Origin of the sequence: Suicoccus acidiformans, assembly GCF_003546865.1 — a bacterium.
GTDB classification, from domain to species: Bacteria; Bacillota; Bacilli; order Lactobacillales; family Aerococcaceae; genus Suicoccus; species Suicoccus acidiformans.
The window spans coordinates 2342610-2358958 of record NZ_CP023434.1 but is presented as its reverse complement, the minus strand read 5'-3'; the positions used below and the strand labels follow the sequence as shown (position 1 = coordinate 2358958).

General features: G+C 42.4%; 17 protein-coding genes. 13 read left to right on the top strand and 4 right to left on the bottom strand.

Going from position 1 to position 16349, the window contains the following annotated elements:
- Nucleotides 1-20 precede the first annotated feature (20 nt).
- The gene (locus CL176_RS11090; RefSeq protein WP_118991336.1) at nt 21-1391 is read left to right on the top strand and encodes a leucyl aminopeptidase; all 1371 of its coding nucleotides are present in this window, start codon (nt 21-23) and stop codon (nt 1389-1391) included.
- Nucleotides 1392-1488: 97 nt separating this feature from the next.
- Here the strand turns inward: CL176_RS11090 and CL176_RS11085 are convergent, their stop codons facing one another.
- On the bottom strand, nt 1489-2811 hold the full coding sequence (locus CL176_RS11085; RefSeq protein WP_118989665.1) for an ISL3 family transposase: 1323 nt from the start codon (nt 2809-2811) through the stop codon (nt 1489-1491).
- A 590-nt stretch (nt 2812-3401) separates the two neighbouring features.
- Between CL176_RS11085 and CL176_RS11075 the strand changes: the two genes are divergently transcribed.
- The 6 genes from CL176_RS11075 (at nt 3402) to CL176_RS11050 (ending at nt 8272) form a co-directional block, all read left to right on the top strand.
- Nucleotides 3402-4025 (top strand): ZinT/AdcA family metal-binding protein, encoded by a 624-nt coding sequence (locus tag CL176_RS11075; RefSeq protein ID WP_118991334.1) that lies wholly within the window; start codon nt 3402-3404, stop codon nt 4023-4025.
- 3 nt (nt 4026-4028) lie between these two features.
- Complete coding sequence (locus CL176_RS11070) at nt 4029-5348, top strand: metal ABC transporter substrate-binding protein (RefSeq protein ID WP_118991333.1); 1320 nt, start codon at nt 4029-4031, stop codon at nt 5346-5348.
- A 10-nt stretch (nt 5349-5358) separates the two neighbouring features.
- Nucleotides 5359-6024, top strand: a complete 666-nt coding sequence (locus tag CL176_RS11065) for a metal ABC transporter ATP-binding protein (RefSeq protein ID WP_118991332.1) — start codon at nt 5359-5361, stop codon at nt 6022-6024.
- On the top strand, nt 6017-6811 hold the full coding sequence (locus CL176_RS11060) for a metal ABC transporter permease (protein WP_118991331.1): 795 nt from the start codon (nt 6017-6019) through the stop codon (nt 6809-6811). Before CL176_RS11065 ends, CL176_RS11060 begins: the two co-directional genes overlap by 8 nt.
- A 130-nt stretch (nt 6812-6941) precedes the next feature.
- Nucleotides 6942-7634, top strand: a complete 693-nt coding sequence (gene gpmA / locus CL176_RS11055) for a 2,3-diphosphoglycerate-dependent phosphoglycerate mutase (RefSeq protein ID WP_118991330.1) — start codon at nt 6942-6944, stop codon at nt 7632-7634.
- A gap of 86 nt (nt 7635-7720) precedes the next feature.
- Nucleotides 7721-8272, top strand: coding sequence for an NADPH-dependent FMN reductase (locus tag CL176_RS11050; protein ID WP_118991329.1), 552 nt, complete (start codon nt 7721-7723; stop codon nt 8270-8272).
- Nucleotides 8273-8454: 182 nt separating this feature from the next.
- Here the strand turns inward: CL176_RS11050 and CL176_RS11045 are convergent, their stop codons facing one another.
- The 3 genes from CL176_RS11045 to CL176_RS12405 form a co-directional block, all read right to left on the bottom strand.
- Entirely contained in the window at nt 8455-9141 is a 687-nt protein-coding gene (locus tag CL176_RS11045; RefSeq protein WP_118991328.1) for a Crp/Fnr family transcriptional regulator, read from the bottom strand.
- 354 nt (nt 9142-9495) lie between these two features.
- Complete coding sequence (locus CL176_RS12410) at nt 9496-9666, bottom strand: hypothetical protein (protein WP_162890970.1); 171 nt, start codon at nt 9664-9666, stop codon at nt 9496-9498.
- Nucleotides 9667-10474: 808 nt separating this feature from the next.
- Nucleotides 10475-10636 carry a hypothetical protein gene (locus tag CL176_RS12405; RefSeq protein WP_162890969.1) on the bottom strand — a complete coding sequence of 54 codons (162 nt, stop codon included), beginning with the start codon at nt 10634-10636 and terminating at the stop codon, nt 10475-10477.
- Nucleotides 10637-10876: 240 nt separating this feature from the next.
- Between CL176_RS12405 and CL176_RS11040 the strand changes: the two genes are divergently transcribed.
- The 6 genes from CL176_RS11040 (at nt 10877) to CL176_RS11015 (ending at nt 16179) form a co-directional block, all read left to right on the top strand.
- The gene (locus CL176_RS11040) at nt 10877-11239 is read left to right on the top strand and encodes a GntR family transcriptional regulator (protein WP_118991327.1); all 363 of its coding nucleotides are present in this window, start codon (nt 10877-10879) and stop codon (nt 11237-11239) included.
- A complete protein-coding gene (locus CL176_RS11035) occupies nt 11233-11916 on the top strand; it encodes an ATP-binding cassette domain-containing protein (protein WP_118991326.1) in 684 nt (227 codons plus the stop codon). The genes CL176_RS11040 and CL176_RS11035 overlap by 7 nt, the downstream gene beginning before the upstream one ends.
- On the top strand, nt 11917-12720 hold the full coding sequence (locus tag CL176_RS11030; protein WP_118991325.1) for a hypothetical protein: 804 nt from the start codon (nt 11917-11919) through the stop codon (nt 12718-12720).
- Nucleotides 12721-12732: 12 nt separating this feature from the next.
- On the top strand, nt 12733-13848 hold the full coding sequence (locus CL176_RS11025) for a hypothetical protein (RefSeq protein WP_118991324.1): 1116 nt from the start codon (nt 12733-12735) through the stop codon (nt 13846-13848).
- A 188-nt stretch (nt 13849-14036) separates the two neighbouring features.
- Nucleotides 14037-15209 (top strand): ABC transporter substrate-binding protein, encoded by a 1173-nt coding sequence (locus CL176_RS11020; protein WP_240430554.1) that lies wholly within the window; start codon nt 14037-14039, stop codon nt 15207-15209.
- Nucleotides 15210-15372: 163 nt separating this feature from the next.
- Nucleotides 15373-16179 carry an L-threonylcarbamoyladenylate synthase gene (locus tag CL176_RS11015; RefSeq protein ID WP_118991323.1) on the top strand — a complete coding sequence of 269 codons (807 nt, stop codon included), beginning with the start codon at nt 15373-15375 and terminating at the stop codon, nt 16177-16179.
- The last annotated feature ends 170 nt before the right edge of the window (nt 16180-16349 follow it).

Genomic DNA, 16349 nt, shown 5'->3' with positions numbered 1-16349 from the left:
ATATTTGAAAGGATGATTCGATGAATATTCTATTTGAAGCAGGAACAGGCATTCTAATCAATTTCGCCTATCAAGATGAGGCTACCGGATTCTTCTTCCAGGGGAAGTCGGGGGACTTATTAGCTGATGAAACGCATAATACTATACAGATTGGGCTTGGCAAGAAGGCTGATTTAGACACCAACACATTTCAAAAGGCGCTTTATCAAGCTGGCAAAAGCTTAAAATCTAAAGAAGTTCCAAAAGTTATCATGCCAGCCAATCCAACGGCGTTTAGTGACGAGGAATATGTATGCTTAGCAATTGAGGCCTTATATTTAAGTCAGTATAGCTTTACCTATTATCAGAAGACGGCTAAAGCTGGTATTGAAACGCTTTACTTCTCAGAAGCTTACGCAAGGTATGCGGAGAGTGTTCAGGAATGGTTGACCCTTCTTGAAAGCCAGGCAATTAGCCGTGACTTGGTCAATTTACGTTCGAATACCTTGACACCTGCGCACTTAGCTGAGCGTGTCAGCGAAATATTTCAAGACACAGACGTATCAGTATCGATTGATGGACCCGACGCCATTCGCGCGAAAGGCTTAACGGCTTTCCTAGAAGTGGCTAGAGGCTCAGAAGAAGAACCACGCTTTATCCTAATGGAGTACAAAGGCGGGTCCGAAGATGAGCAACCAACAGTCTTGGTAGGCAAAGGTATTACTTACGATACAGGTGGATATTCGCTTAAGCCATCAGCTAGCATGTCTACCATGCATTCAGATATGGGTGGGGCCGGCACGGTGATAGGTGCCATGCGTGCGATTGCTTTCAACGGCTTAAAGCAGAATGTTATAGGTATTGTTGCAGCAACAGAGAATGCGGTATCAGGTAAGGCCTACAAGCCGGGTGAAGTGATTACGGCCCGAAACGGTATGACAATTGAGGTGGATAATACGGACGCTGAAGGCCGCCTTACCTTAGCAGACGCCGTCCATTATGGGGCAGATGTTTACCAGCCTAAACTTCTCATTGATTTAGCCACCTTAACCGGGGCAGCCTTAGTTGCTTTAGGCGAAACATATACGGCTCTTGTTACCAATAATGAAGAAGCACTTGCCAGCTTGCAAGCGGCAGCCAAACATGCTAATGAGAAGGTCTGGGAACTGCCTAATGATGACGTTTACCGGGAATCCTTTAAATCAGACATTGCTGATTTAAAGAATACAGGCGGACGTTTGGCTGGAACGATTACTGCCGGACAGTTTATCGAACCTTTCGTTGAAGAGACCCCTTGGGTTCATATGGATATCGCAGGCACGGCCTACTTATCTAAGCCACAAGGCTTATACGAGAAAGGGGCTACCGGTGTCCATGTTAAGACGTTATATCATTTAATTAAAGGCATGTAGTAATTCTAGACAAAGAGCCAAGTGACCGTCTTAGGGGTCACTTGGCTCTTTTATTTTTCGGCTCTTTGTCAAATAGGGTTGATGAGTAAATTTAAGGTCAAGCGACTAAATTTGTTGCTTGATCTTTTTCTTTGTTCTTAGGTTCATAAAGTCGGCACATGAGTAATATTCTGTCTCTAAAATGACTGAAGTTTCTGTAACCATAACCATTGCGTTTGAGTAGTTTAATCTTATTATTAATCCCTTCGATAGGACCATTACTAAGGCCTGCATGTGTGAGTGTGTTGTGGATATATTCCCCATACTTTCTGAACGTCCTTAATACACGCCTTAAGCCTTTTGAAAGTGTCATGGACCGGCTTTGTGCCAAAATCTCTTGATATCGTTGCCAGTTCCTATCCCTTAAGGCATCGCCCAATTGATGCACCATTTGATAGGTATCCTTCAAGACGTCGTCGTGCTGAATGAGATAGTCCACAATGCTACGAGTATTGGTTAACCAATCAAACAGTGGGAAGCGATGGTATTCAGTAGACATTAAGTCGCTTTTTGGTTTGAGTATTAATTTCCAATAACGCTTAAGTTTATTATAGAGTCTTGAATCTTTATAACGAACCTCGTTCATGTAACGAATTCGTGTCCGATCTAATTCGCGATTTAAGGCTTGAATTAAATGGAACGGATCAAGAATAATCTTTGCATTTGGAAACCATCGCTTTGCCAGGTGCATGTATGGTTCGTACATATCTATCGTAATGGTTTGAACTTGGTAACGTGCTTGGCGACTAAACCTTGAGAAATAAGCACTGAGTGAGTGTGTTTTTCTGTCTTCGACCACATCTACGATTTTATGTGACAGTGTATCACAACAGATGAAGCTCATCGCTGCTTTAACCGACTTAACGCTTTTAAATTCATCAAAGGATAGATGCTTAGGCAACTGTTCAGTGGACCGTATTCGAATAGCTCGAGCGGTTTCATGAATCACCCGTCGGACTGTATTTGGTGATACAAAAGTATCTTTGGCGATATCTGTTTCACAAGTGACTCTTGTGGCGCGGTCCATAATCTGTTGTTTGACTTGATTCGTAATATAGCAGTCAGGATTAACGATGGATGTCTTCGCTGTAAATGACCGCCCACAGGCTTTGCATAAAAAGCGTTGCTTAGCTAGGATTAAGTAAGCAGGTAAGCCTGATTTGGCTGTTAATGTCAGACGAGAGGAGCGTTTTCCATTACTGACAATGACATAATCATTATTGGCAATGCCACAATGAGGACAAGCCTCCGGTTTATATGCCAATGTTCCTCGATAAAAGAGCGATGTTCGCCCTTTGAATTCTATCTCTTCACAATAATCCATATCGATTTCAATGTTTTTGTCTTTTAATTGGAAGGTTTTTTCGATAAAATGATTCATACGTAGATGTTCTCCTTTATTATTGGGTCAACTTTAATATTAAAGAACATCTGCGTTTTTTGCACTTAAAAACGGTCGAGAAATTTCCATCAACCGTATTTATTTTAGAACCTTTTTTTCTGGGGAGTAGTGTAGGTTCATCTAAAGTAGCGCTTGTTAATAGTATCAATGAATCACTAGTGGTATATAACGCCGAGACAAATTAGCTTTTGGCGGAGTTTAAAGGAGGCTGTTCGCCTTGTAAGGCTTGGGTTAGATCCCGAGCAGCTTCTTGGGTTTTCTGGCAAAGCGTTTCGTTTTTGTGTGGCTTGGTCTTTGTCAATGATGCGAATGATCTATCGATATGTCGGCCAAGCGAGAACATAAGCGCCATTATGATTAAAGCTAAACCTAAACCTACAAAGTTCATTGTCATCAACTCTTTTCTAAAATATTTAGGCTCACCTTAATAATGGCAAAAAATTAAATATTTGTCAAGAGATACTTGACAAATTTCGGGAAGAGGGTTACGATACTTGTAGTTTAGGTCAACCTAAATAAATTAGTGGCCGCTAATTTAAAATCATTTTAATTTAGAAAGAAGATGTAATATGAAGAAATTACTATTAACCTTATCTGCTACTTTACTCGTTTCTGCACCACTTGTCACATCCAATGTTTATGCGGATGAACATGACCATGATCACAGCCATGAAGCAGCGCCTAGTACGGATGTCCAATTAATTGATTGGGAAGGTGAATGGAATAGCTACGGTGCTTACTTAGAAGAAGCAGATGTTAAAGAAGCCTTAGCTAAAGCGGCTGAGAAGGAAGGGCAAGATGAAGCCGAGTATACCGATGCCATAAAAGAACGTCGTAAAGCCGACTTTGATGGCTTGATTATTGACGATAAGACCATTACTTTCTTACAAACACGCGCTGATAGTGATGAAGTTAAAGAATCCAGCAAGGGAACGTATACTTATAGCGAAACAATCTCTGTAGACCACGGTGGCCAGCCAATGTTCTGGTATGTCTTTGAAGGTGATGAAGATGCTCCATATCCATATGTTCTCTTAATGGATCTGCATGGGGAGGATACAATGGCTCACTTCCATATGCGTTATGGCGATGATCTTAAGGCATTAGCGGATGAAGATTCTGAATGGTATCCAACTTTCGTTGCTTCAGATACAAGTACCGACCAAGTCGTCTTTGATATTCTTGGCGAATAAACCATGGCAATGAGGAAGAAATTTCTTAACAGAATGGCAGGCTTTGCGCTATTAGTCGCAGCCTGCCTTAGCCTCGTTGCTTGTACGTTTCAAGAAGATGCGGCTCAGTCTTCTGACAAACCGATTGTCTACGCTTCTTTCTATCCGATATATGACTTATTGGCTGACTTATCTGGGGATACAGTCGAGGTAAGATACTTTATGCCGATTGAGAAGAGTCCGCATGAATGGGAACCGACCCCGAAAGATATGAAGAAATTATCTGAGGCAGACTTATTAGTCGTCAATGGCGCTAATATGGAGAAGTGGGTAGCGGATGTCCAGGAGAATCTGCCTGATTTAGATATTCTCATCCTTTCTGAAAAGGCTGATTTAATCACCTATAAAGGAGCCGCCGCGATTGGTGACTTCCAATACTTGGCTAAATTATCCTTGGAGGCGGGGGAAAGTTATAGCTTGCAATTTGGTCATACCCATGAGAATTTGTTGCGTTTCGCGATGTTTCAGTCAGATAAGCAGGATGCTGATTTGATTGAAGCAGGCAAGACGATTATGGAGGACAAGGGAGAAGTTGTCGTTCAACATGCGGATTTATCGATTGAACCCGAACAGGTTTATGGGGTAGAAATGGGACATGAAAGTGGACAAATTAACTTTGCCGTTCCTGAAAGTGGGGACTGGTATTTCGTCTGTGACCGTATTAGTGAGAAAATCCTTTCCTATCAATTATTGGACCAGCAGGGCGAGCAACTGCAAGCGGAAGCTATTCTAGAAGGATCCAGCTCAACAGGTGATCAAGTTACCTATGACCCGCATTCCTGGTTATCTGTTACCAATGCTAAACGTTACATCAACACCATTCAAGATAAATTGATTGAACTGTATCCTGAACATGAACGCACCTATCAGAAGAATAAATTTAAGCTGACCGATCAATTAACTAAGATGGAAGTAGCCTATCGGACGAAATTTAAGGAATGTAAGACGAATAAATTTGTCTCAACCCATAATGCTTATGAATATTTGGCGAAAGACTTCAATTTGGATCAGTATCCCTTGCAAGATTTGGTATCTACCGAAACGCCAAGTTTGAAGGCAACGCGGGCAGCGATTTTGTATTGTCAGGCGAATAATATCGATACAATTTTCTATGAATATGGGGCGAGTGATAAGGCAGCCCGGACCTTGGCCGATGAAATTAAGGGGCAAGTCCAGCCGCTTGCGTCCATGGAATATGCCACCAATATTGAATCTATCGAAGATGCCAGTTACTTGAACCTAATTCAATTTAATCTTGAGAATTTATATCAATCAATGCGATAGGAGGAATGGAATGATTCAACTACGAGATGTTTACTATGCCTATTTAACCGAACCGGTTTTAAAGGGAATTAATTTAGACATTCCTCAAGGAACGATTACAGTTTTATCCGGGGAGAATGGGTCAGGGAAATCAACCCTACTGAAAGTGATTCTTGGTGAACTCATACCTCAGCAAGGGGAAGTTCGCTTGATGGATACGCCGGTGGCAGAGATGACGGATTTCTCAGCTGTATCTTATGTCCCGCAAGTTCAAGTGATGAACCAAGTTGCTTTCAAGATAACGTGCTTAGAGCTTGTAAGTTTGAACTTGTACCGGGAGTTTGGCTTCTGGAAAATTCCGACCCAAGCGGCGAAAGCCAAAGCAAGGAAGCAGATGGAAGCGCTAAGTTTGAGCGAGTATATCGATACACCCTTTAATGAACTGTCCGGAGGCTTGAAGCAAAGAACCATGATTGCACGCGCCTTAGTAAATGAGCCGAAGCTCTTAATCTTAGATGAACCAACAGCAAATGTGGACGCAGAAAGTACGAAAGCTTTTCTAGCGCAACTGAATCAGCTGAAAGCTGAAGAACATTTAACCATTGTAATCGTTAGTCATGACTTACAGGCTTTACAGGAGAATTTAGCGATTGATACACACTATCGCTTGAGATTGGGGGAATTAAGCCATGCTTGAATTTGAATTTATGCGCCGCGCCCTACTAGCTGGGGGGCTTTTATCGATTATGGTTCCTCTGATTGGCATCGTCATGGTCAGTCGCAAAACCTCGATGATTGGTGATGCTTTAGCTCACTGTTCCTTAGTTGGAGTCGGTCTTGGTCTTATTCTAGGTATAAATCCAACCACAGGAGCAGTTTTCTCTAGCATTATTGCTGCCTTTGCAATTGAAGGGATACGCGAACGCTTTCCCCAATACGGGGATATGGCCACGGCTGTTACGATGAGTATTGGCCTAGGCTTAGCCGCGATACTGTCTGACTTTGCCCCAGGTGGCAATACGTTTGAGTCTTACCTCTTCGGGAGTATTTCAGCGATTACACTGGAGGACATCACTTTCATCGTCTTGGCCTTTATCGTCGTCGTCTTCTTTTCGGTAAAGTATTATGGTGCGTTACTGGATATATCGATTGATCCAAGTTTAGCGCGTTTATCGGGCGTGCCAGTGGGTTTAATTAATATTATTTTTACAATTCTTGCCGCGATTACGATTGCCTTGGCTACTCAAGTTGTCGGGGCGCTATTGGTATCGTCCTTATTGGTTCTACCTGTGGCGACATCCCTGATGCTCTGTCGCAGTTATCTGACGACCTTGCTAAGTAGTGTCTGCCTAGGCTTACTTTATATGCTTGGGGGTCTCATCTTATCTTATACCTATGATATTCGACCAGGTGGGGCCATTGTGCTCCTTGCGGTGTTAGGTATGGGCCTTGCGTGGCTTATGAACCGCTTCAAAAAAGCATAATTAGATATAACTAAATATTTTAGGTTAGACCATTGACAAAAAGTGCGTAAAGGCGTAGCATATAAGTGTATTAGGATTACCTAAAATATTTTGCGATAAAATACGAAAGGCTTTAAAGGAGGTTCACTGCATGAAATTAACGTTAATTCGTCATGGTCAGAGTGAGTGGAATAAATTAAATCTCTTTACTGGATGGCAAGATGTAGATTTAAGTGAAGAAGGGGTTCAAGAAGCTATTGAAGCTGGGAAGCTATTGAAAGCGGCGGATATTCCCTTTGAAGTAGCCTACTCATCTGTATTGACACGAGCAAACAAAACACTATATCACGTATTAAATCAAACCGATCGTGCGTGGGTGCCTATTTATAAATCCTGGCGTTTAAATGAACGTCATTATGGTGCTTTGACTGGCTTAAATAAGGCCGAAACGGCGGCTAAATATGGTGATGAGCAAGTCCATATTTGGCGACGTTCTTATAATGTGAGTCCGCCCGAAATGGATGCTGCGCAAGCATTAGCATTCAAGGAGGATCCCCGCTATGCTGATTTACCCAATAGTGAGTTCCCCTTAACGGAGAATTTGGAAATCACCTTAGAACGGGTACGTCCTTATTGGATTGATAATATTGCCCGCGACTTATCCTATGGTAAGAATGTGCTAGTGGTCGCCCATGGTAATTCCTTGCGGGCCTTAAGTAAGATGCTGGATAATATTTCAGACGAAGATATTACTAGCTTAGAGATTGCGACCGGACAGCCGATTGTTTATGATTTAGATGAAGATTTAAACGTTGTGAATAAGACCATTCTAACAGCAGAATAACCTCTAATGCTTAAGGATTCCGTAGCCTGGAGAGAGCCCGTTAGCTTTCTCCAGGCTATCATTATCAAATAAAGGAGCGATAAAATATGGAGAAACACGTTGTATTTATTGTGGGCAGCTTGCGTAAAGAGGCAATCTCAAGACGCATTGCCGACGAAGTTCAAAGCTTATTCCCTGAGAATGTAAGCACAGAGATACTTGAAATTCGGGATTTGCCCTTGTATGATGCGGACTATGATAATCCTGACATAACTGATCGTCCCTTACCAGAGACATATCCAGTCTTCCGCCAAGCCGTTCAAGCAGCGGACGGGGTTTTCTTTGTGACTCCAGAGAATAACCGTACGATTCCTGCGGCTCTAAAGAATGCGATTGATGTAGGCTCTAAGCCCAATGGTCAAGCTGCTTGGGTAGGTAAACCCGCCGGACTCATTTCCCATTCGGTCGGACGTTTAGGGGGCTACTCTTCGTATAAGAATGTGCAACTGGCTTTAACCTATTTCCAAATGCCTATGGTTCGGGAAATGGAAGTTTTCTTAAGTCAATCGCCCCAACTATGGGAAGGCGATCAACTAAATGAAGGCACAAAAGCCTTCTTGCAAAAGTATGTCGACGCATATGTGAATTTATTGGATTAAAGATACCCGTAAGAGCTTAAAGTGTAAACTCCCCCTATAATTCAAAAGGTTTTCCTGTAAGGAGCTGGAGTATTTATCTGATTATTCAGAGCCTAAGTCGCAAATCGAGTAGGAGACTAAACCTTAATTGGCTAGTCTCCTACTCGATTTGTTTTGTATTGGGTTGGTAGGGGAGGGTCTATTTATACGTCCTCATTATAGAAAAGCAGTTCATCGACGTTATGTATAAGAATTTCCCTGCCTTTTTGCTGGGTGATATAGCCTTGATCTTCGAGTTTCTTGAATTTGCGCGAGATTGATTCGGGGGTGGTGCCTAAATATGAAGCGAGGTCTTTGCGGGTAATGGGTAATGTGACGGTCACTTCTCCTTCGGCTTCACCTGCTAAATCAGCAAGATAGAGCGCCAAGCGACTACCTACTTGCGCGGTTGAAACATATGTCGTCTGCCTTTCCGAATCAGCCAGGCGCTGGCTCACTTCACCTAGGATTCGCAGGGCAACCGCAGGATAGTCACTTAAAAGCTGGGCGAAATCATCCCCTTGTAAGACACAGATTTCAGCTTTGGTAATGACTTCGGCGTAATTATCATGGGTTCCTGCTTCGTTAAAGAGGGTGCGTTCACCGATAAAGTCGCCAGGCCCAACCATGCGAATGACTTGCTCTTTGCCGGAACTGGTCAAGCGGGTTATCTTGACCATCCCTCGGTGGATAATATAGAGGACATTGGAAGGGTCGCCTGCACGAAAGAGATATTCACCTCGTTCATAGGATTGATGCGTTATTTGCTCGTGAATTAGGCGTAAAGTGTCTTTGTCTAAGTGATTGAAGATTGGCACAGTGGATACACACATGTGTTGTGGGTGCGACATGGTATCGCCTCCTTATATACTTGTTAAGATGATTGTATCATAGGAAAGAGCTGAAAAGCTTGATGCAGGTCAAGGACGAGTATCATTAACACCACTCTCAAACAAGGCCAGACTTTGCTCCTCCTGCAATGCTTTCACATCGCTAGCCTTATCTTCGGGCAAGATCTGGCTGATGCCATCAGCAAGACCAACTATATCGGTTACGCAATCGGCAGAGTCTTGATAATGTTAGGGCGCAACAATTAGTTGCTCAGGTCGAGGACTTTCGCTTAATGTAAGTCATGCTTGATGTCTGGTAGCATCTCGCCACAAATACCTATCAGGCTTAGGATATACCTACTACTGCGGGTCAAATTAAGGGTGAACATCGGCTTGCATTGCGGTTGGCATATAGTAGCCAATTTTCATTGGGTATGCCTTGTCCCAAGCGACAGCATATCCGTCAACTTGGGCAAGGACACTGGCACCTTGAATTACATCTGGTACTTGGATCGGCGACCTGCCCGATAGACTCAAATGCTTCATAATAGCTTTGTTTAGCGGATACAAGGATATTTTATTAAGCGCAACGAGATAGTGCGTCGCATTACCTGGGGAACCGTAAGATTTAACTCTCCGCAACTTCTGGGTTACAGCATGGGAGTATTGCTAATTTGTCGAAGTTTATGGTATCAATCGCAGTGAAGGCTGGCATACCTTCAGAACTTTCGGAAGAATTGGTCTTGAGTACTATTGTTGATGCTAGCTATGTTGAATTCCGACTCAGAGGTTGCTATGAGTAAAGGTAATTAAGTTGAATTGCTATCATATAGTCATATGTTTATGAGCTATGAATTTGTGCTTCATAGCGAAGGTCACCTTTGCTGAGCTATCTTATAGGTAGTATTGGAGGGTGAGGCCTTGAGTTGGGCCAAGTAACAATAAAAAGCCAACCAACTGCCAAATACGACTTAGACTGGTTGGCGCTTCGTACATACAAAGCATTCAATGTTAACTCCGTTCAATTAAATCGATTAATCCATCATCTATGTCCATCATTGGGTAAATTTCCTACGAAGATATAAGCGACTCTGCCGCCTTGCGGGGCTAAGAGATTTGTTCAACGTCTAAATGATTCAGAACTACTACGGAATAAGATACGGTTAATTCTTCGGTCATGACTTCTGATAGGCCTGAGAATTGATATTTGAACTCCTCCCACCAGACTAGTCCATCGGTGTCACCTTGCATGACTTATTTTAGGCGTATAGTACGACTTTATCTGTTAATAAGATGAAGTAAGTGAGATCGGTTGAGCGGAAGACGACTTCGGCAACATATTCAAAGACTTCGACTAATTGGCCGAGAACATAAGCTTCGTCGGCATGGACAATTTGTCATTGCCTAATACAGCAAAAGTAGCATCATCAATATCCATGCTATATTGAGCAGATACAGTACTGGTCGGCAATGCAAAAGATATTAGCACGAGAGACGTTAAAATCCTTTTCATCATGTACAATCACTCCTTATTATTAATTAAGATAAGTAAAACTCAAATTTCTCGCTAGATAAATCGGTTGCCTCAGTTCATTTAAAACCTTAGAACCTAGAATAAATGACTAGTATAAATGTCTTCATAGCAAGTTCTATTTAACAAGTATATTCAGCAGATAATGCTTGCGCCCAAAGTGTATTATGTATATAATACAGACAGGGAGTGTACTAAGTTCATAATACAGTTTGGGGTGATCGAGTGAAATACAACAAAAGAGAGCCGATTTACCAGCAAATTGCTCGAGAAATTAAAGTGGAAATCTTACAAGGGAAGCTTGAACCTGGAGATCGTCTGCCATCCAGGCGGGAATATGCCCAAACACACAAGGTAAATCCGAATACGGTACAAAGAGCCTATCAGTTATTGGAGGATGCAGATATTATCGTGACGGAACCGAATGTGCCGAGCCGGGTAACCGAAGAGGTTGGCGTACTGGAAGCCTTGAAGGCGGAACGAATTCATAAACTTATCCGCGAGTTTTACGAAGCTACCCAAGCGATAGGACTCAGCTTAGAGCAGGTGGTAGAAGAATTAGAAAGATTGGAGGATGAATCATGTTAGAGGCTAGACATATTTACAAGCACTATGGTAAACGAAGTGTCTTACAAGACGTCTCATTAACATTAGAGCCAGGAGAAGTAGTTGCGTTAATTGGGCTGAATGGCACAGGCAAGACTACCTTAATGCAAATATTGATGCAGCTCTTGCGTCCAGATCAAGGAGCAGTAAGTATAGATGGAAAGCCAGTTGACTTTAGCTCATTAGATCAAATTAGCTATATTTCTGATCAATTCGTTGGGCTGAAGCAAGAGACTATTCGTTATAATCTAGACTTACTCGCGCGTTACTATCCCTGTTACCAAGAGGGACGCGCCCAGCGATGTCTCGATTTTTTCCAATTAAATGCCGATGATCAGATTGCGCATTTGTCCAAAGGGAATGTGGCTAAAGCTAATCTTTTAATGGGGATGAGTTTGGATACATCATACATACTAATGGATGAGCCGTTCTCAGGGATTGACTTGTTCACGCGCGAGGAGATATCTCGTGCCTTAACGAGTGAATTAGTCGAAGGGCAAGGTGTATTAATCGCCTCCCATCAAATTGATGAGTTGGAGAGTATTGTCGACCGTGCCTTATTATTGAAAGACGGTGCGATTGCCTATGAATTCTCACCCGAAGCAGTGCGGGAAGAATCGGGGCAGTCAATGGTTGATGTGATGCGGGAGGTGTACTAAATGAAGAAGTTTTGGAATTTAACGCTTGATGAATTAGAGCGAAGTCAGAAATTTTACAGCGTATTTCTAATAGGGTTGATTCTGGCTGAGACGATGCACATCATTTGGCGAATTACTGTTAGTTTACGCCAAATTCAAGAAGGCTATGCGAACATGATTTCTTTGTATCAATTATTTGATGGCAGTAAACCTTATTTGCTTATTGTAAGTGCGGGAGTCTTGGGTTTGCTGGGTTATAGTTTGTTCAGTTGGGTACGAGAGTGGTACTTTCAAGGCAACTATATTCAACGCTTACTGCTCTTGCCAGAAAGTCGCTTTCCGGTTGCTCTGGCTAAAGTCTTCAGTACTTTATTGATGGCGGGAGGAATGCTCTGTGTCCAAATGCTCTTGATTGGATTAACTAATATTTTGGCGGGACGTTTCCTTCCTTATTATCAAGCAATTGTTGCACCGGCTGAATATATTCAGGCCATGAGTGTGACGCGTCTTTATTTACCGATAACTCCTAAGGCTTGGTTTTTGAACTATAGTATTGGTATTGGCTTTTACTTAGCGTTGACTAATGCTGTTATTCTCCTGTTGAGTCGGAGGGATTTAACGCTTCCGCGTAAACTGTTTCATACAGCCGTGTTCGCTACTATCTCTTTTGTGAGTGTGACGTTGTATGTGCGCTGGTACTACCAGTTGGACTTTCTTCCCGGAGAGGTGACACGTTATGCCTTGTTATTTGTGAGTGTAATTGTATTTATGCTAGGGCAATTGATCTTTATGAAATGGCTCATGGATCGTTATGTCGCAATTTAAGGAGGGGTGAAGATGAAGCGAAGAATTTATCCTTGGCTTTTAATCGGGATGACGCTTATGACAATCATGTGTACCGTGCTTTATTTCAAGCAAGATTTCTATCGAATTAGTGTAACGGAAGAATCAGGGGACCGGCAAGCGATTGATTTAGGGGAGAGTTTGGGAAGTTTAGGTTATGGCTTAACGAACCGTGGTCAGTTTCAAGGATTCGTCTATCCTTTCATTGTCAGCACAAAGGATAACTTTTACCAAAACACGGGCTATTTGGATATTTGGACAGATAATATGAGTGAATTAAAAGCAGAAACCTTAGGTCAATATCCTTTGTTCGACAGGCCCGATATCCGCTCAAAAATACCATTGAAGCTAGCCGAGAATAACTATCTATGGATTGATCAGTGGTTACAGGGTCAAGACTTGACCTATGTCTTGACGACTCCGGAGAAAGCCACAGAGGGGCACTATCGATTCGAAATGCCGATGGACACTGTTAGTTGCAGTGTCATCAGTCGTGCTATGGTGGATAGTAGGTTATACCTCTTATTCTATATTGATCAAGCTGAGCAGTCTAGGTTGATACAACTGGCCTTCGACTTGTCAAACGTGCAAGTCATCGAAGAAAAGTCTATCCCATTAGATAATTGGGAGGAAGTGACCTTGGGGATGAATAATATTGAGGAGTCAAGTCTAGGGCGTGAGCATGCTATTCTGGCCTATAATTACATACAGGATAAATTCATGCTCACACAAATTCAACCTCAAGATGGAAGAGTCACCCAGATTGATTTAACAGAAGCCTTGAATGTAGAACCAAGGGAAGCCGTGCATGTCTTATCGAAAGATTCACGTGTTTATGCCGTTCTTCAGCGTTTGGACCATAAACTTGAAGTCTATGAATTCAAAGAGGGTAGCTTTCGAGAAGTCCATCATATGCAGCTTAATGAGGATACCGTTTATTCAGTAGATCATGGTGCTCTGGTTCTAAGCGATACGCAAGCGGAAGGGCGTTCGAATGTACGTGTCCTGAATCTTGAAGATGGGAGTATAAGGTGGCAATTGGGCTTAGGCCTAGGACAGGAAGATTCACCGATGAGTCTAGGGGTATTGGGAGCGAAGGTGAGAGAATAATTCGCTAGTGTGACTTTTGAGCTAAATTTTAACCGAGTATTATCCCTTAAATACTTGCTTAAAGACCCATTCAATGCAATCGACTTCCTTCAATATATACCGAACGATGAGTTTCTCATGAGAAGGCACTAGCTTTCTCTCATTTTGTTTGCTATAATGTGTGTATTATTTTTAAGGGAGGACGCAAGATGTCAGGAAATTTTACAAAGATGATGCGTAAAGCGATGCTTGCAACAATGACTGCAGTATCTGTATTTGCCGCAACGAGCCCTGTATATGCACAAGAGACCATTAAAATTGGGGCAAATTATGAATTATCAGGGGACGCAGCTTCATACGGCACACAAATGTTAGAAGGTTTAGAATTAGCTGTTAAAGAAGTGAATGAGAATGGTGGACTCCTAGACGGACAAGAAGTTGAAATTGTAAGCTATGATAATAAGAGTCAAGTAACGGAATCAGCATCCGTAGCTCAAAGACTGGCTTCTGAGGATGTTGTTGGGGTTGTTGGTCCAGCCTTAACCGGAACAACTGAAGCAGGTATTCCGATTCTGACGGAAGCGGGAATTCCGAACGTATTGCCAGCAGCTACCGGAGATGACTTAACGTTTGATGCAAGTGGGAATGTCTTAGAGTATATTTTCCGTGTATGTTTCTCGAATGCTTATCAAGGTTTAGCTGGGGCAGCTTTTGCAGCGGATAATTTAGAAGCGAAGTCTGCGGTAATTTTAGTTGACCAAGCATCTGACTATTCACGTGGTTTAGCGGATAACTTTACGGCCGAATTTGAAAAGCGTGGGGGCAGCATTGTCAGTGAACAAGCTTTCACGGCAGGGGATACAGACTTCTCGGCAATTCTATCTTCATTAGTAGGCCAAGAATTTGATGTCATCTATATTCCATCTTACTATACCGAAGCGGGCTTGATTATTAAACAAGCACGCGAATTAGGTCTTGACCAAGCTATTGTTGGACCAGACGGCTTCTCAAGTGAAGTGCTGGTTGAATTAGCAGGTACTGAAAATGCCAATAACGTGTATTATACAGACCACTTCTCAACTGAAAGTGAAGAAGCAGTTGTTCAAGACTACTTAGCGGCTTTTGAAGCAGAATTTGGCAAAGAAGGTGGAACGTGGACTGCCTTAGGCTATGATGCTGCAATGTTAATCTTTGATGCAATTGAACGTGCCGGCTCTACCGATAAGCAAGCGGTAACGGCTGCAATTGCTGCAACGACTGACTTTGAAGGGGTCACAGGAACCTTCGCGATTGACGAAAACCATAACCCGGTCAAACCAGCGGTTATTATCGAACTTCAAGCAGGTGAAGTAGCAAACGTACACAATGTAACGGTTGAATAATCATTCATTGAAGCAAGGGGCTGCATCTCATTGGATGCAGTCTTTTTTTGAAATGAGCGGCGTAAAATTTTCCGAGTTAAGGATTTTTTGGCAAAATGTGGTTGATATGATAGAAAAATGATGGTAGTATTAAAATATAATGAGTTGAAATGAGGAGGACAACATGTCTTTAATTAATTTGGATCAGTATTCAGACAAGTTGCGCCATTGGGATGGCGAGTTACATCAAGAAGGTTACGAACGTTTGTCGGGTGAAGGTGGTTGTATTGTAGTCCCTACAAAAGTTGGCTACATCATCGGAACAAGTGACCGTAAAGGTTTAGAGCGTAAATTCGATGCGAAGAAACGTGCCTTAAATAAACCAGGTGTTGTGCTAGTAAGTTCGATGGAGCAATTACGTGAGTTAGCGCAATTAACACCGAATATTGAAAAGTTATACCAAACTTGCTGGGATAAGGATGAATTATTAGGCTGTATCTTACCTTGGTCTGAGAATGGTAAGCAATATATTCCTCAAGACGGCTCAGATGAATTAATGATGGATCGTCGCGGAACGAGTTGCTTTGTGATTAAGTTTGGTGTACCGGGTGAGCAAATTTCTAAGGCCTTATGGGATGACCATAAAGGTTTAATGTTTGCCAGCTCAGCTAACCCATCTGGGAAAGGCAATCGCGGTTTAGTTGAAGGTATTGGCGAGCGCATTGCTGAAGAGGCTGATTTAATCATTGAAGGCAATGATTATGTGGCTTCAATCCAACCTGAAGAAACGGTTGAAACCCGCTATGAACAAGGGGTGATGGTGTCTTTCGTTGATGAAGAGGGTACATTGCTCGAAGATCAAGCACCTGACTCACGTCAAGTAGAACCTTGTCCAGTATTAATTCGTAAGGGACTTTATGTTGATGAGATTATGGCACATTTAGCCAAAGACTGGAATTCGTGGGATTATCGCCACGGACAATATTACTAAGCTTTGAAAGGAGTGGAACGAGATGAACTGGATGGAACAAATAATGCAAAGTGAAATGTCGTTTCACTCTTTAAACTTATTATTACCTTAGCGGTTTGGACTTTTATGATAAAAGTGCAAACCTATTCATCGTTACATGAATGGGGTAATAAAAGCATCCCATTCGTGGG